The organism is Desulfoprunum benzoelyticum (assembly GCF_014201505.1).
GTDB lineage: Bacteria > Desulfobacterota > Desulfobulbia > Desulfobulbales > Desulfocapsaceae > Desulfoprunum > Desulfoprunum benzoelyticum.
In genome coordinates this window covers 139,137-155,112 of sequence record NZ_JACHEO010000004.1, presented here as the reverse complement: position 1 = coordinate 155,112, position 15,976 = coordinate 139,137, and the positions used below count along the sequence as shown (strand labels likewise).

Genomic DNA, 15,976 nt, shown 5'->3' with positions numbered 1-15,976 from the left:
TATTATTCCACTTTCAGTTCCCTTGCCAGAAGATCCTTAACGGCAAGGGAACATTCCTTATCTTCATAGAGAATGGCGTATACCTGTTCCAGAATCGGCATTTCGATATCGAGCGGTCGGGTGAGATCGTAAATTGATTTTGTCGTTTTCACCCCTTCCGCCACCATCTTCATTTCATTCAGAATATCAACAAGTTTCCGTCCTCGCCCGAGTTCCATTCCCACGAATCTGTTGCGGCTGAGATCTCCTGTACAGGTGAGGACAAGATCTCCCAACCCACTGAGACCAAAGAACGTTTCTCTTTCTGCGCCAAGATGGACTCCGAGCCTGGTAATCTCAGTCAAGCCCCTGGTGATCAGTGCCGCTCTGGTATTCATTCCATACCCCAATCCATCACATATTCCAGCGGCAATAGCGATGATGTTTTTGAGTGCGGCGCTGATTTCGAGGCCCATGACATCGGTACTTGCATACACCCTGAACGTTTCGGTAACAAAGACAGTTTGCAGATACTGGGCAATTTTCAGATCTTTACAGCCTATTGTTACCGCTGTGGGGATTCCCTGCGCGACTTCCTTGGCAAACGAAGGTCCCGACAAAACGGCAGTTTGAATATCATTTTGTCTTTGTTCCTGTTTCAGGATCTGGTCCATGATTTGAGTCATGGTCATCAAGGTGCTATTCTCAACCCCCTTGATAGCTGAAACAACAATTGCACGATGTTCCAGCAATGGTGTCATCTTTTCAAAAACAGAGCGAAAACTATGGGATGGGACGACAGCGCAGATAATTTCCGTATTCATTACTGCGTCCCTTATGTCACTGGTGGGAATAATATTGTCACTGAGAACAATTCCGGGAAGATGCTTTCTGTTTTCCCGGTCGACTACAAGTTGATGCACATGTTCTTCCCGGTGTCCCCATAGCATGACAGTTCCCGCTTTTCGAGAGAGGACCGTCGCGATTGCCGTACCCCAGGAACCGGCCCCGATGACGGCGACTCTCTCAATTCGATTCTTCACTGTCATCTTCCATGCTGCCTGAAGAATCCTTGGCGACTGAATCCATCCCGACAACCTTTTCCCCCTCCTCCAGGTTGATCATTTTGACGCCCTGCGTGCTTCTTCCTATGATCCGAATTGAAGATAGATCCATCCGAATCATCTTTCCGGAATCAGCGATGACTATTATTTCATCGTCATCCTTGACCTGTTTGGCATCGATCACATAGCCGTTTCTTTCGCTGGCCTTGATTCCGAAAACACCTTTTCCTCCCCGCTTCTGAATCCTGAATTCGTCGATCGCACTGCGCTTGCCATATCCATTTTCGGTGACCGTAAGGATGGATTGATCCGACGAGACGACGATTGCACTGACAACCTTATCGTCGCCCACCAGCCGGATAGCCCTCACTCCGGCCGCCGCCCGTCCCATGCTGCGAATATCGGCTTCGTGGAAGTGGATACACATTCCTTTCTGGGTATAAAGCAGGATACTGCTGTTTCCATTGAGTATATGGGCTGCTATGATCTCATCGCCCTCGTTGATGGTGAGGGCTTTTTTCCCTCTTCGCAACGGACGGCTGAACTCCTGCATGTCGGTTTTTTTGATTCGTCCGGAACTCGTCACCATCATAATGGTTTTATCGCTGTTTTCTACATCCAGAGATGAAACCGGCAATATTGCCGCCACTCGCTCCCCATCGGCGAGGTTCAAAAGATTGACAATCGCCTTGCCCCGGGCAATTCTTCCGGCAAGTGGTATCTGGTAGACTTTTCGCCAGAATACCTTGCCATGGTTGGTGAAAAACAGGAATGTATCGAGGGTCGATGCGACATAAAGATTGGAAACGAAGTCCTCTTCGATATTTTTGACCCCGGTGACTCCCTTGCCGCCGCGATTCTGAGATTTGTAGAGACTTACCGGGTTCCTCTTTATATATCCAGAATGGGTGACGGTAACGACCATGTCCTCCGGGGCAATCAGATCCTCCGGCAGTAATTCATCTGCAGCGTCGACTATTTCCGTCCGGCGGTCATCACCATATGTGTCTCTGATGTCGAGAAATTCCTCTTTAATTATCTCCATGATAAGGGTTTCATCGCCCAGAATTGTTTTAAGGCTTTCGATTTCGATTAATATTTCATTGTATTCCGAAACGATCTTTTCTCTCTCAAGCCCAGTTAAGCGCTGCAGCCGCATATCAAGAATGGTCTGGGCCTGAATTTCCGAGAGGTTAAACCGGTTGATCAAGCCCTCCTTCGCCTCCTGTGGATTTCTCGCCGCCTTGATCATGGTGACAACCTCATCGAGGTTGCTTATCGCGATATTCAGGCCGGCCAGGATATGGGCTTTTTCCTCTGCCCTGTTCAATTCGAATGCCGTTCGCCGATAAACGACACTCTTGCGATGGATAATGAAATGCTCCAGAATTTCCTTGAGATTAAGTACTTCTGGTTTGTTGTTGACAATAGCGAGGAAGATGATGCCGAAAGATTTCTGCATCGGTGTCATCTTGTACAATTGATTGATAACAATATCGGCTATCTCGTCCTTTTTCAGTTCCAGGACAATCCGTAAGCCATGCCGGTCCGATTCATCCCTGACTTCAGCTATTGAACTGATTTTCTTGTCTTTAACAAGGTGGGCTATTTTCTCAACCAGAACGGCCTTGTTCTGCTGAAAAGGGATTTCAGTGACTATTATCGACTCCTTCTTGGAATCCTTCGATCTCTCAATGTGGGTCAAGGCCCGCGTAACAACAATACCTTTCCCGGTCTCGTAGGCCTCCCGGATTCCTGCCCGACCGCAGATCAACCCGCCGGTTGGAAAATCAGGGCCTGTAATGATCTTCATCAACTCACTGATGGTGATGTTTGGATCTTCAATCAGGGCTATCAGACCATTGATGACTTCATTCAGATTATGCGGTGGGATATTGGTCGCCATGCCGACGGCAATTCCTGAACTGCCATTGATAAGCAGGTTTGGAATCTTGCACGGCATGACCGAAGGTTCAACAAGTGAGCTATCGTAGTTCGGAACGAAATCCACCGTGTTCTTTTCAAGATCACCGACGATCTCCCGATCGATTCTGGTCATCCGCGCCTCGGTATACCGCATTGCCGCCGCAGAATCTCCATCCAGTGATCCAAAGTTGCCCTGCCCATCGACCAGAGGGTACCGCATCGAAAAATCCTGGGCCATGCGGACGATCGTATCGTAGGCGGCCGTATCTCCATGGGGATGAAACTTACCGATAATATCACCGACAATCCTGGCAGATTTGACGTACGGTCGGTTGTAGAATACACCAAGTTCGCGCATCGCGTACAGGGACCGTCGGTGAACGGGCTTCAGTCCGTCTCTGACATCCGGCAGGGCCCTGCCTATGATGACACTCATGGCATAGTCAAGATAGGATTTTTTTAATTCATTCTCTATTGCTATGTTATTAATCATTTTTTTCACTGTCCATATATTGCTGAAAAACTCTTGCGCTCATGCTGGCATGTCAGATATCAAGGTCGACAACTTCCAAGGCATGATTCTGGATGAATTCCCGTCGTGGTTCCACCTTGTCGCCCATGAGGGTTGTAAAAATATCATCGGCTTGTTCGGCATCATTGATCGTTACTTTGACCAACCGTCGTTTTTCGGGGTTCATCGTGGTATCCCACAACTGTTCCGGATTCATTTCGCCGAGACCTTTATATCTCTGCAGGTGGCTTCCCTTGAAAGATTCATCACGTACGGTCTGCAACAACTCTTTCCATTCCGGTATTTTCTGAATTGTTTCCTGACCGCTTCCTGTCTGGATGCTGATAACGAATTTCTCCGTCAAAAAACGTTTGATCTGTTGAAAAAGAGAAATGGCTGTACGATATTCGTTGATCAATGGTATCTGCGGTCCCAGTGTCGTTCTTGCCTGGACCTGGCCCTCGAGCGCAATATCAATCTCATAGCAAGTGGGGCGCCAACGGCATGAGCGGATAGTTCCGATGATGTATTTTTTTTCTGGAATCTTATCAATAAGATCTTTGACAAACGATTCATCCATGAATTGATCTGCCGAATGAACCCCGTTATCGAGCAACAAATAGAGCATATCTTCCGTTATGTTCATCCGTTGCATGTATGAAACTATTTTCTGATAGATCGAGAGTTTTTCGAGAATGGAAATAAAATCGTTTCCATCTATGAAAGATGTGTCATTTTCGAATTTCATCGTGATTCTGTCACTGGCCTGACTGAAGAGAAAACTGTTCAATTCAGATTCCTCGAGAAAATATTTTTCCTTTTTCCCTTTTCCAAGTCTGAACAGAGGTGGTTGACCGATATAGACATACCCCCCCTGAACGAGTGGCAGCATCTGTCGGTAAAAAAAAGTCAGCAGCAAGGTCCGGATATGGGCACCGTCGACATCTGCGTCGGTCATTATTATAACTTTATGATAGCGCAGGCGGTTGAGATCAAATTCATCCTTGCCAATACCGCACCCCAGGGCGCTGACGAGCTGTTTTATTTCTTCACTTTCAAGCACTCGATCAAAACGCGCCTTTTCGACATTCAATATCTTGCCGCGAAGAGGCAGGATAGCCTGGATGGATCGGTCCCTTCCCTGTTTGGCTGAACCACCGGCAGAATCACCTTCAACGATGAATATTTCCCGTTTTACCGGGTCTTTTTCTTGACATTCTGCAAGTTTTCCAGCCATCAGCAGACTGGTTGAACCTTTTTTCCGCGACAGTTCACGTGCCCGTTTGGCCGCTTCACGAGCTCTGGCTGCTTCAACCACCTTGAAAAGAATTTTTTTGGCGACAATTGGATTCTGCTCAAAGAATATGGTCAGTTTTTCACTGCAGACTGATTCGACAATAGACTTGACTTCAGAGTTTCCCAATTTGGTCTTTGTCTGTCCTTCAAATTGTGGATTCGGGACGTGTACGGAAATAACGCACGTCAGACCTTCACGAACATCATCCCCCCCCATTTTTTCCCGCAGATTCTTGGGAATGATATCGTCACTCGCGTAACGGTTGATGCACTTGGTCAGAGCGGCCCTGAATCCAGCAACATGCGTTCCTCCCTCTCTTGTACTGATATTGTTTACAAAAGAGAAAAGACGCTCAGAATAACCATCAAAGTACTGTATCCCTATATCTACCTTGACCTGGTCCTTTTCCGCGGAAATTACTATTGGTTCAGGAAACAACGGAGTTCTGTTCCTGTTGAGATACTCGACATAGGAGTATATTCCTCCCGGGGCGTGAAATTTATCCTCGGCACCACTCCGTTCGTCTTTGAGGTAGATGTGCACATCCTTATTGAGAAAGGCGAGTTCTCTCAGCCGGTTTTTCACCGTATCGTAGACATAAGCAGTAGTTTCTTGAAATATACCAGGATCTGCCTGGAAGGTTATCTTCGACCCTGTTCTTTCACTCTCACCAACAATTTCGAGTTCGGATGTTTTTTGTCCATAGCGATACGTTTGCCTGTATATTCTGCCGTTTCTTTTTATCTCCGCCACAGTATGTATAGAGAGTGCATTAACAACAGAAACACCGACGCCATGCAGACCACCTGAGACCTTGTATGTGGCATGATCAAACTTCCCTCCGGCATGGAGAGTGGTCATGACCAGTTCTAGGGCCGATATTTTCTCTGTGGGATGCATGTCGACAGGGATCCCACGACCGTTGTCTTCAATTGAAACGGCGTTGTCCTTATGGATGGTTATTCTGATATGAGAACAATAACCGGCAAGGGCTTCATCAATACTATTATCCACGACTTCCCAGATCAGGTGATGCAGACCTTCTTCACCAGTATTTCCGATGTACATGGATGGTCGTTTGCGTACGGCCTCCAACCCATCCAAAACCTTGATCTGTTCAGCACCGTAATCTCCGTTTTTTTCTGTACCACTCATTATTGTTGCCTATAAAATTCTTTAATATTTTTAGTATATTATAGTTGCATTGGCATAATAATACTAAGAAAACCACTATCTGTATCCGATTTCAACATGCATGGACTACTGCTGCTGTTGATATAGGCATCCAGACGTTCACATTCCATGACCTGCAGGGTTTCAATGAAATAACGGCAATTGAAACCTAAAACCATCGGTTCACCTGAATACGAAATGGTCTGCTCATCCTTGGCGTTTCCCAATTCGGCGTTCTGTGATGAAAGAATCATTTTGTTATTTTCAAGACTTATCTTGATGGTGTGAAAATTATCTTCAGTAAAAAGATTGATCCGTTTCAACGAGTCGAGAAAAGGAATTCTATCAATCTCTATTTTATTTTCCTGTCTGATCGAATTGACAATGGCATTGTAGTTAGGAAATTCACCGCCTTTCAATCGAATGACCATCGTTGCCTTGTCATCTTTTAAGACCATTTGTTTTTTTTCAAACGAAATAGAAACACTGTCTCTACCTTCACAAAATTTCTTCCACTCCTGAATACCCTTTTTCGGTATAAGCGTAACGGGATTGAGGGTCAGCGCATCCAGGTCCTGATCAACCTGTTTTTCCATTATCGAAAGACGGTGACCATCAGAGGAGATCATTTTGAGGTATGAATGTTCTTCCCTTTTTTCTTTTTCAAAAAGAACAGCATTCAATGAGTATATATTCTCTTGTTCATTGGCTATAGAGTAAATAATTTTATCGATGAGCTCGAGAAATATCTGAGAATTTAATGAGATAAACGTATCGTCTTCAATTTTAGGAAATTCGGGAAACTCGTCGCTGGCCATACCTGCCAGGTTATATGTGCTATTTCCAGCGGTAATGAGGACCCAGTTGTTTTCCGTTTCATGAATCGTAATCAGGTTGTTTCCAGATTCACGCACTATTTCGAATAGTTTTTTGGAGGGAAGGGTGATACTTCCTTCTTCTTCTACATCTGCGCGAATGTGAAGTCGAAGACCAACCTCCAGATCGGTACCAGTAAGAATTAATTCTCCTTCGCGTGTAACTTCGATGAGCACATTGGATAATATTGCCATGGTAGTGCTCTTTTTTGTTGTTATATTTTGTAGGCTGTTCAGTCCTTCGATGAGAATGTCGCGGGACACGGAGCAATGGATTGGCATTGCAGACTCCTTTTATTATTTCTTTTTTTTATTGTTATTAATAGTCGGGATATGTTAAATAATATTGTAAAATACTGATTTATAATACTTTTTTTTAAACAAACATATTTTGGATAAACGGTCTGTTTTTGCTCAAATAAAGATATGAACACGGTCTTAACAACCAGTTAAAATATGTTTGAAAAATTCGAGTGAAAAACAATGTTAATATACGGTGGAGAGACATCATGGCCGTTGAAAAATGTTTAGCAAAAACAGATAAATAAAGAAAGACCTGACAAATAACCACTCTACTCTAAAATGGCCGAAAATTCAATGAAATTGAGTGATGGAAAGTTGAAAGACAATCTTTCACAACACCTTGAAAAAAAAGGATTTGAGGTATTGCAGCAGGGAGTGTCAGGTGGTGTCTTTCCGGGAGGGGTTGGAGGTATAATAATTGATAGGCATGATATCAGAGAGCGGGTTGTATGGACCTGCGGCTATACAGATAATAATCGCAGGCATGTGGTTCAGGAACAAACATTTTATGATCTCGCTTCATTGACTAAACCTCTCGTTACGGTGCTGTCTCTGCTTGTTCTTATCGAAAAAAACAAGATAACATGGAACACACCACTTGCAGATCTTCTGCAAAGAAGTGTCCCTGTCGAAAAAAAAAGAATAAACCTTACCAGTCTGATGCAGCATAATTCCGGTTTGCCTGCATACAAACCCTATTATATTGATCTGTTGAAATTTGCTGATGAGCAGGTTCGTAAGGACAAGATTGTGGAATCCATACTCAACGAGCCGTTTGAATATACGCCTGGATCATCCACACTGTATAGTGATCTTGGCTTCATTCTCCTTGGCCACGCTATTGAACAACTGTCTGTTGAGCCTCTTGACTCTTTTTGGGAAAACAATGTTGTCCTCCCTCTATCGCTTGAAAAGCAACTGCTGTTTTCACCAAATCGGAAAAATATAGGCAACGGCCTCGTGGCTTCGACGGAATTGTGTCCGTGGACAAAAAAAATGCTCTGTGGCGAGGTACATGACGAAAACTGCAGAAGTCTTGGGGGGGTTGCCGGCCATGCGGGACTGTTTGGTACAATCGTAGGTGTTTTGGATATGTGTAAACATTTACTCCGGCAATGGAGAGGAGACGAAGAACATCCCCAATATTCTTCGGGTCTCCTGCGGTATATGTTCGAGCATAAGCCCGGATCAGCCTGGCGCTATGGTTTTGATACGCCGTCAAAGATAAATTCGAGCAGCGGACGATTCTTCTCCTCACGGAGTGTCGGTCATCTTGGTTTTACCGGTACGTCTTTCTGGATTGATCTCGAAAAGGGAGTGGCTGTTGTCCTGTTGACCAACAGGGTTCATCCTAGCAGAGTGAATGAAAAAATTAGAAAGTTCAGGCCATTATTCCACGATGCTTTAATGCAGTCGCTTGTTGAGTGTATCGTTTAAATGATAAAGGCACGATGGATCTTCCTTCCATCGTGCCTTTATTCCATTTGATTCAAACCTTCGCTATTACCACCAGCTTATGGTCTGATCTGCTGCAAATATTTTTTCAACCAACTGATCGTAATCGGGGTTTTCAACGTTGAGATAAAACTCATCAGATTCCCTGTCCCGGGTTACAATTTCAATGAGCCTTTTGGTAACATCGTCAGGTTCTGATCGATAGACATTTAAAATCTTCATAAAAGCGCTCTCCTTTGGATATGGGTTATTTCAAACCATAGGGAATAACATGGGTCATTTCACGAAGTTTCTCTCCCAGTTCTTCCAAAGAAATTGCTTCCAGACCAAGATTCTCGACATTTGCAGGTACGGTAGAATAAATTTCTCCTTCCATATCACGCAACATTTCTATACTCTCTTGAGTATTGTCATCAAGGGAATCGATCTGTGTGTCCATGACTACACCATATGAGTACATGTTCTCGACGGCTAGACCCAGTGCCGACCGAATCCCATCAACGGCATAATCTTTGTGCCTGTACATGAAACAAACTTTTTTATACTCGGACATCACTCCCTCCTCTACAGACTGAGATAACAGTCGAAATCTTCAATTATTATACCGTGCTGTGCTTGCGTGGCCATCTTTTTTGGAGTCAGGCCAGCAGGAACGTCGTTGATGTCGTATCCTTGTTTTCTATAGCTGTCGACACATATGGAGACATCGTCCGCTATTTCACATAGTGTCGCAAACAATGGATCTTTGCTTGAGTGAGTGGCAATCCAGGTGAAGAAGACCTTCACTGTTGATCCCTTTGCTTTGGCAGCCTTGGTTATGCCAATTACATGGGGAAGACTTTCTTTGGTTGTGACGAAAATACCAAGACTTTTTGCCATAGTATCCTCCGGCGGAATAATAGACATGCTGGAAAGTGGTTCAGAACAGCCCGGTCCAGTCATTGACCGAACCGGGAGGAGTACATGAATCAGCCTTTTTTAATGAAAAAGCTGATATAACCGGAGTGTTCTTTCTCACCGAGATATTCATGGCCCGATCTTTCACACCAACCGGGAATATCATTGCGGGAACCCGGATCGGTTCCATCGACCTGCAGGATTTCCCCGGCAGAGAGTTTTCCAATCTCTTTCTTGGTGCGTAGCAGCGGCATTGGGCAACTCAGACCTTTTGCATCTAGAACTGCTTTTGGCTGAATACCGTCGTCGGCTACTTTAAACTCACTCATGATTGTCCTCCTGGGATTGAATAGGTTATCTGTTAGGTGAATACAGGGTATAAGTAAACATATTTCTTTCATATTTTACAATTACATTATGTATTTACTTTAGCCAAAATGTAAAGTCAAGGTCAAAATTCCCATGCGGTAAGCATCCGATAACAAGAAAAAAATAACAGAAAAATGTATTCAGGAAATCGAAAAATTGAGCCCATGGCGGAGAGCCTGACCATACATTCTTGACAAATGATTTTTCGGAGGGTAGAGCTTTAAAAATTCGTTTGAAAACAAGGAACAAACATTATTTTCTTGGAGGATGGGTCATGAGTGACGAAAGCATCGTGAAAAATAAGGCTGGTGAACTCTACAAGGCGATCTGCCAAAATGAGTGGAATCCAACCGTAACCGGGGTCGTCGTCGCGTTTCTCTCGGTTATGATGATGGCCTGGTGGCGACCCTGGGGTGCGGTTGGAGCCCTGAGAAATTGGGGAGATTGGTTCCTGTACTGGCTTGCCGGCCTTCTCGGCACGGATGCCGGCATCTTCGCCTTCTATGAAGAGGCTCCAAGATCGATGTTCGTCGATTCCGGATCGATAATCGGCCTTGGCTTTATCGCTGGCGCCTTTATTTCGGCATGCCTGGGCAAGGATTTTGCCTTTAGAATTCCTCCATACCGGGAGATGGTCAAGGCGGTCATTGCCGGTATCTTGATGGGCATTGGCGCTTCGCTTGCCGGGGGGTGTAATGTTGGGGGATTCTATAATGCTATCGGCAATCTGGCAGCCAACGGCTTTGCCATGTGGCTGGGTCTGGTGTTAGGGGTCATCCTCGGACTCAAGCTGCTCTATCTTGAAATGGAGCATATTGAGTGGGGATCGGGCGGTGCCAAGACCCTGAGCATCCCCACCACAGTTCTGCCATACATCGGTATTGCCGGGGTCATTCTGCTTCTGTATGTCGCAAACGTATTTTCCGGCAATGAAGATGATGATTATATCGCGTCACTTGGGGGGGTTATAGTCCTTGCCGCTGCTCTGGGCTATTCCATGCAGCGAGGACGGTGGTGTATGGTTCAGGGGTTCCGCGAACCACACATGACCGGTGATTGCACGATGGCGAAATCGGTCATGTTGTCGATCATCCTGGTCGCGGTGGGAGCCGCAATCTTGAAATATGCAGTACCGATGCGGGCCGAGGGAGAGGCGGTGCTCGCCCCCATCAACTATGTTCGTGGAACCTTTGGTTGGGGAGGTGTTGTCGGAGGTTTTGTTTTCGGTCTGGGCGCCATGTTTGCGGGTGGCTGTGGTTCCGGCACTCTGTGGCGGGTTGGCGAGGGACAGGTAAAGCTGATGATGGTGGTCCCGTTTTTTGCCGTTTCCACCTCGATCATGACAGCCTGGTTCAGGGACAACGATTTTGAAGCCGACGGCGTGCTCGGTTCATACGTTTACCTGCCGGATGTCATGGGGTATGGCCCGACATTGCTGTTGATAATTGCCTCAATGGTGGTCTGGTATCTGGTTGTTACATGGAATGAAGAGACCAATAAACTGATTGTGCCGATGTGATTTTAAATCCTGATCGGAGGTAAAATCGCCAGCTCCCAAGGCCGAGTTGGCGATTTTTTTTTGGAGGATTGAAACTATGCATGATTCACAAAGCATTCGTAAGCAGGTGCTGGCCGAAAGAGATTTGCTCAGTCCCGGGGAGAGAAGAGAGAAGAGCGAGATCATTCATCATCACTTTCTTGACCTGGTGAATCCTTTTCATCCCGTTACCTTCTTTCTGTTTGTCAACTTCAGAAGTGAAGTTGAAACGTTGGAGTTGATCGGACAACTGCTCAAGTCCGGTAAAACCGTTACGGTACCCCTTGTCTCCGTTCAGGAAAAGTCGATGACCGCTGTTCGACTGATCGATCCAGAGACAGACCTTGTCCCTGGTTATTTCAACATTCTTGAACCACGCAAGGATTTGCTCAAGACACGGACCATTGATCACAAAAGTATCGATATCGTGGTGTTGCCGGGGTCGGTGTTTGATGAAAGAGGGGGCAGGCTCGGCTATGGGGGAGGATTTTATGACCGCTTTCTGGCAAACGAAGTGCTTCCTTCGGCGCTGCGGATCGCCCTGGCCTTCGAACTCCAGGTGCAGGGTGAAATTCCCCAGGAACCGCATGATCAACCCGCCGATTTCATCATAACCGAACAGCGGGTCATTCGCGGCAATCTCGATCCCTCGCGCCGAAAATATACGGAGAGATAGCAGGTGCATTGTTCTCGGGGAAGACTTTGGCTGTGGAACGGGTGGGGATGTTGCAAAAAAAAGTCGGAAATTGTACATTTTGCCCTCACAATCCAATCCACCTGCAGGTGATACCTACTGGAGACGGTCTGTTGATAGAGATGCAAGCAAAGATACTTATTGCGGATGACGATGTGATGGTCCGCACTACGGTGACGAAGATCCTCGAGATGTTCGGTCATAACGTGGTGACGGTGTCTGACGGCAAGGGTGTTGTTGATGCCGTCGATGACAGCTTTGATGTCATCATCCTTGACATCAACATGCCGGACATGGACGGCTTTGCAACCATCAGCGCCCTGAACCAGCTGAACTACAACATTCCGGTTCTTTTTCTCACCGGTGCAGGTTCGATGGATTATGCGGTCAAAGCCATAAATCTGGGTGCCTATGATTTTCTGACGAAACCCATCGAGGATCTTGATATCTTCAATGTCAAGATTCGCAGAGCCATCGAAAAAAGAATGTATGTCCTGCAGGAACGACGGTACAAGGAGTCCCTTGAGGATGACATCCAACAGAAGGCTCGACAACTGGAAGAGCAGAATCGACTCTTGTTGCGCTACAGCCACAGTCTGGAGAACGCGACCATTCAACTTATGAGCAGCTTCCAGAACGCCATGGAGGAGAAGGATTATTACACGGCGGGACACACCATGCGGGTGACGGAGTATGCTGTCATGCTGGGCAGGGCCATGGGGCTGGCCGAGCAGGATATGGTGATTTTACGGCGGGCGGCCCAGTTCCACGATATCGGTAAGCTTGTCATCGATCTTTCCTGTATCCAGAAACCTGGAAAATTGACTGAGGATGAATGGGTCCTTATCAGAAAGCATCCGAGCGTGGGTGCCAATATCATCGAGCCGCTCGGGTTCATGGATAGGGAACAGTTCATCATCCGTCATCATCATGAACGGATGGATGGCAGCGGATATCCGGATGGTCTGAAGGGGGAAGAACTTGACGAACTGACCAGGATATTGATTGTCGTCGACAGTTATGATGCCATGACTTCCCGTCGTAACTACAGAAAAAACATGACGAAGGCAGAGGCTGTTGCGGAATTGATCAAGTGCAGCGGCAGCCAGTTCGATGCCTCTATCGTCGAGGTTTTTTCACGGAGCATATTGGATTTTATCCCCACCAGGAGCTTCTTTTCTCAGGGATATCTCGAACCAGCCTACAACAGGCGGAACTAACCACGCGTTTCCTTGAGTTTTGGAGATATATTAATGAAGATATCACGAGCTGAAGTGGAGCATGTCGCTCATCTGGCACGTTTACACCTGACCGAAGGCGAGCTGTCGATCATGACAGAGCAATTGGATTTAATTCTTGCATATGTGGAAAAGCTGCAGGAGTTGGATACCAACGGTCTTCCTCCAACCACCCATGCGATATCGGTGTGCAACGCCTTTCGTGAAGACAGGGTCTTGCCGTCGCTGGCGCAGGACGTGGCGCTTTCCTGTTCCTCCAGGCATAACGAAGAGATGTTTCAGGTTCCGCGGATCATCTGAAAATGCCTCTATCCGGTTTTCATTCCGTCAGGCTGCAGAGCAGCATGGTTGTTCGGGGGGTATATGAATCTGTATGAATTGACCGTCGCTGAGGCGATGTCGAGTTTGGCGGCCGGTGATATCACCTCCGAGGCCCTGACCAGGAGCTGTCTTGACCGTATCGACAAGGTCGACGGTGAGGTGGGAGCGTTCATCACTCTTGATCGCGAGGGGGCTCTCGAGCAGGCCAGGAAGGCTGATATTGAGCGGAAGCGGGAGCGGGTCGGAACCTTGTGCGGTATCCCCGTCGCCATCAAGGATCTCCTGTGCACGAAGGACATGCGGACCACCTGCGGTTCGCAGATGCTGGCCGATTTCATCCCTCCGTATGACGCTACGGTGGTGGAAAAAATCAAGGGGCAGGGGGGGGTCATTCTGGGCAAGGTATCGATGGACGAATTCGCCATGGGATCGACCTCCGAATCCTGCGCCTTCGGAGTCCCGCAAAACCCATGGAAAAAAGGGTATGTCGCCGGAGGCTCTTCCGGTGGATCGGCGGCGGCGGTCTCCGCTGGTGAATGTCTGGCCTCGCTCGGCTCCGATACCGGCGGCTCAATCCGGCAACCTGCTTCCCTCTGTGGCGTAATCGGAATGAAGCCGACCTATGGCCGGGTCTCCCGCTATGGTCTGGTGGCTTTCGCCTCATCTCTGGATCAGGTCGGCCCCCTCTGTCGTGATGTCACCGACTGCGCGATCCTGATGAATGCCATCAGTGGCCATGATCAGCGCGATTCTACCTCTGTCAGGATCGATGTTCCTGATTTCACGTCATTTCTGAAGGAGGATGTCCGCGGATTGCGCATCGGGGTGCCGCGGGAATATTTTTCTGCCGGACTTCATCCGCAGGTCGAAAGGGTTGTCAGAAGCGGGATTGATCTTCTCCGCCAGGCGGGTGCCGTGGTGGTGGACATTACCCTGCCGCATACTGAATACTGTGTCGCCGCTTACTATCTTATTGCTCCGGCTGAGGCCAGTTCCAATCTGGCCCGGTATGACGGGGTGAATTTCGGCCGGCGCGATATGAAAGCCGATACCCTGATGTCCATGTACAAGGATACCCGCTCCGCCGGCTTCGGCACCGAGGTGAAACGACGTATCCTGATAGGCACCTACGCCCTCTCCTCCGGCTACTATGATGCCTACTACAAAAAGGCCTCGCAGGTCCGGACGATGATTCTCCGGGATTTCCAGGCAGCGTACGAATCGTGTGATGTGCTGGTGTCTCCGGTTACACCGACTCCGGCGTGGAAACAGGGAGAAAACAGCGACAACCCGCTTGCCGTCTATCTCTCCGACATCCTGACCATTTCGGCAAATCTGGCCGGAATTCCGGGAATATCGGTCCCCGGGGGCTTCAGCAGCGATGGTCTTCCCATAGGTATCCAGATTCAGGGCCGCCATTTTGATGAGGGGTCACTGCTGAGAGTTGCGTATGCCCTTGAAAAAATGGTCGGTGTAACCAGGGTTCCGTCACTGGCTTGACGGAAAGGAAGTGATGGTGCCGGAAAAGATGAACACGATGGTCAGGAAGGTGCCGGTGGTCGAAGACACCAGGCCTTCTGTTGCCGACGATTGGATCGAGAGATGACCGAAGCGCTGGCAGTGATCACCATCGATGGCCCATCCGGGGTCGGGAAATCGACAATCAGCAGAAAGGTCGCCAGGGTGCTGGGGTTTACCTATCTCGATACCGGTGCCATGTATCGGGCGGTAGGGTTGTTTCTCCAGTGGAACCGGGTTGATCTGAGCGATGACCAGGCGATGCGGTCTATCCTTGCCAAAATTCATATCCAGTTGCTGCCCGGTAAAAATGAAGATGATGACACCGGGGTTCTCTTGAACGGGGAGGATGTCAGCGGCACGATCAGGACTCCGGAGATGGCGATGGTTGCCTCGAAGGTATCGGCCATTCCCCTGGTACGGGAAAAGCTGACGATGTTGCAGCGACAACTCGGTAACATCGGCGGAGTGGTTGCCGAGGGGAGGGATACCGGGACTGTGGTCTTTCCGCGAGCCAGATACAAATTTTTCCTTGATGCCAGACCGGAGGAACGGGCCCGAAGGCGAGTCCGGCAACTTTGCATGCGAGGTGAGGCCGTCGACGAGCGGAAGATCCTCGAGATGACGCTGGAGCGGGATAAAAACGATCGGGAGCGGGCAATCGCTCCGCTTCGCCAGGCCGAAGACGCCTGGGTCATCGATACTACCAGCAGGGATATCGACGAAGTCACCCACCTGGTTTTGGAAGTGATAAGGGCGGGCAGAAAAAAGACGACCGACCCGCGGGAAGGTTGTAACCAGCCCGCGGATCGGTGATAG

General features: G+C 47.9%; 15 protein-coding genes. 7 read left to right on the top strand and 8 right to left on the bottom strand.

What is annotated here, in order from left to right; translation table 11 throughout:
- Positions 1-2: 2 nt before the first annotated feature.
- Genes HNQ81_RS05970 through dnaN form a run of 4 tightly spaced genes read right to left on the bottom strand, consistent with a single transcriptional unit; the run spans position 3 to position 7,107 of the window.
- On the bottom strand, positions 3-1,028 hold the full coding sequence (locus tag HNQ81_RS05970; protein WP_183349318.1) for an NAD(P)H-dependent glycerol-3-phosphate dehydrogenase: 1,026 nt from the start codon (positions 1,026-1,028) through the stop codon (positions 3-5).
- On the bottom strand, positions 1,006-3,462 hold the full coding sequence (gyrA, locus tag HNQ81_RS05965; RefSeq protein ID WP_183349315.1) for a DNA gyrase subunit A: 2,457 nt from the start codon (positions 3,460-3,462) through the stop codon (positions 1,006-1,008). The genes HNQ81_RS05970 and gyrA overlap by 23 nt, the downstream gene beginning before the upstream one ends.
- 52 nt (positions 3,463-3,514) lie before the next feature.
- Positions 3,515-5,932, bottom strand: a complete 2,418-nt coding sequence (gene gyrB, locus HNQ81_RS05960; RefSeq protein ID WP_183349314.1) for a DNA topoisomerase (ATP-hydrolyzing) subunit B — start codon at positions 5,930-5,932, stop codon at positions 3,515-3,517.
- A 38-nt stretch (positions 5,933-5,970) separates the two neighbouring features.
- The gene (dnaN, locus tag HNQ81_RS05955; RefSeq protein ID WP_183349312.1) at positions 5,971-7,107 is read right to left on the bottom strand and encodes a DNA polymerase III subunit beta; all 1,137 of its coding nucleotides are present in this window, start codon (positions 7,105-7,107) and stop codon (positions 5,971-5,973) included.
- A gap of 315 nt (positions 7,108-7,422) precedes the next feature.
- Here dnaN and HNQ81_RS05950 point away from each other — a divergent pair, with 315 nt between their 5' ends.
- The gene (locus HNQ81_RS05950) at positions 7,423-8,565 is read left to right on the top strand and encodes a serine hydrolase domain-containing protein (RefSeq protein WP_183349310.1); all 1,143 of its coding nucleotides are present in this window, start codon (positions 7,423-7,425) and stop codon (positions 8,563-8,565) included.
- A 66-nt stretch (positions 8,566-8,631) separates the two neighbouring features.
- On the opposite strand, the gene HNQ81_RS05945 is transcribed toward HNQ81_RS05950, so the two are convergent.
- The 4 genes from HNQ81_RS05945 to HNQ81_RS05930 all read right to left on the bottom strand — a co-directional run bounded on the left by HNQ81_RS05945 (position 8,632) and on the right by HNQ81_RS05930 (position 9,809).
- Entirely contained in the window at positions 8,632-8,805 is a 174-nt protein-coding gene (locus tag HNQ81_RS05945; protein ID WP_183349308.1) for a hypothetical protein, read from the bottom strand.
- Between the two features lie 25 nt (positions 8,806-8,830).
- Positions 8,831-9,136 carry a hypothetical protein gene (locus tag HNQ81_RS05940; protein ID WP_183349306.1) on the bottom strand — a complete coding sequence of 102 codons (306 nt, stop codon included), beginning with the start codon at positions 9,134-9,136 and terminating at the stop codon, positions 8,831-8,833.
- Positions 9,137-9,147: 11 nt separating this feature from the next.
- On the bottom strand, positions 9,148-9,462 hold the full coding sequence (locus HNQ81_RS05935) for a peroxiredoxin (protein ID WP_183349304.1): 315 nt from the start codon (positions 9,460-9,462) through the stop codon (positions 9,148-9,150).
- Between the two features lie 89 nt (positions 9,463-9,551).
- Positions 9,552-9,809, bottom strand: coding sequence for a sulfurtransferase TusA family protein (locus HNQ81_RS05930; RefSeq protein WP_183349302.1), 258 nt, complete (start codon positions 9,807-9,809; stop codon positions 9,552-9,554).
- Between the two features lie 314 nt (positions 9,810-10,123).
- Between HNQ81_RS05930 and HNQ81_RS05925 the strand changes: the two genes are divergently transcribed.
- The 6 genes from HNQ81_RS05925 (at position 10,124) to cmk (ending at position 15,973) form a co-directional block, all read left to right on the top strand.
- Positions 10,124-11,368, top strand: a complete 1,245-nt coding sequence (locus tag HNQ81_RS05925; protein ID WP_183349301.1) for a YeeE/YedE thiosulfate transporter family protein — start codon at positions 10,124-10,126, stop codon at positions 11,366-11,368.
- Between the two features lie 76 nt (positions 11,369-11,444).
- Positions 11,445-12,062 carry a 5-formyltetrahydrofolate cyclo-ligase gene (locus tag HNQ81_RS05920; protein ID WP_183349300.1) on the top strand — a complete coding sequence of 206 codons (618 nt, stop codon included), beginning with the start codon at positions 11,445-11,447 and terminating at the stop codon, positions 12,060-12,062.
- Between the two features lie 32 nt (positions 12,063-12,094).
- Entirely contained in the window at positions 12,095-13,300 is a 1,206-nt protein-coding gene (locus tag HNQ81_RS05915; RefSeq protein ID WP_337833425.1) for an HD domain-containing phosphohydrolase, read from the top strand.
- A gap of 33 nt (positions 13,301-13,333) precedes the next feature.
- Positions 13,334-13,618 carry an Asp-tRNA(Asn)/Glu-tRNA(Gln) amidotransferase subunit GatC gene (gene gatC, locus HNQ81_RS05910; RefSeq protein ID WP_183349299.1) on the top strand — a complete coding sequence of 95 codons (285 nt, stop codon included), beginning with the start codon at positions 13,334-13,336 and terminating at the stop codon, positions 13,616-13,618.
- A gap of 63 nt (positions 13,619-13,681) precedes the next feature.
- A complete protein-coding gene (gatA, locus tag HNQ81_RS05905; RefSeq protein ID WP_183349298.1) occupies positions 13,682-15,139 on the top strand; it encodes an Asp-tRNA(Asn)/Glu-tRNA(Gln) amidotransferase subunit GatA in 1,458 nt (485 codons plus the stop codon).
- 102 nt (positions 15,140-15,241) lie between these two features.
- A complete protein-coding gene (gene cmk / locus HNQ81_RS05900) occupies positions 15,242-15,973 on the top strand; it encodes a (d)CMP kinase (RefSeq protein WP_183349297.1) in 732 nt (243 codons plus the stop codon).
- Positions 15,974-15,976: the final 3 nt, after the last annotated feature.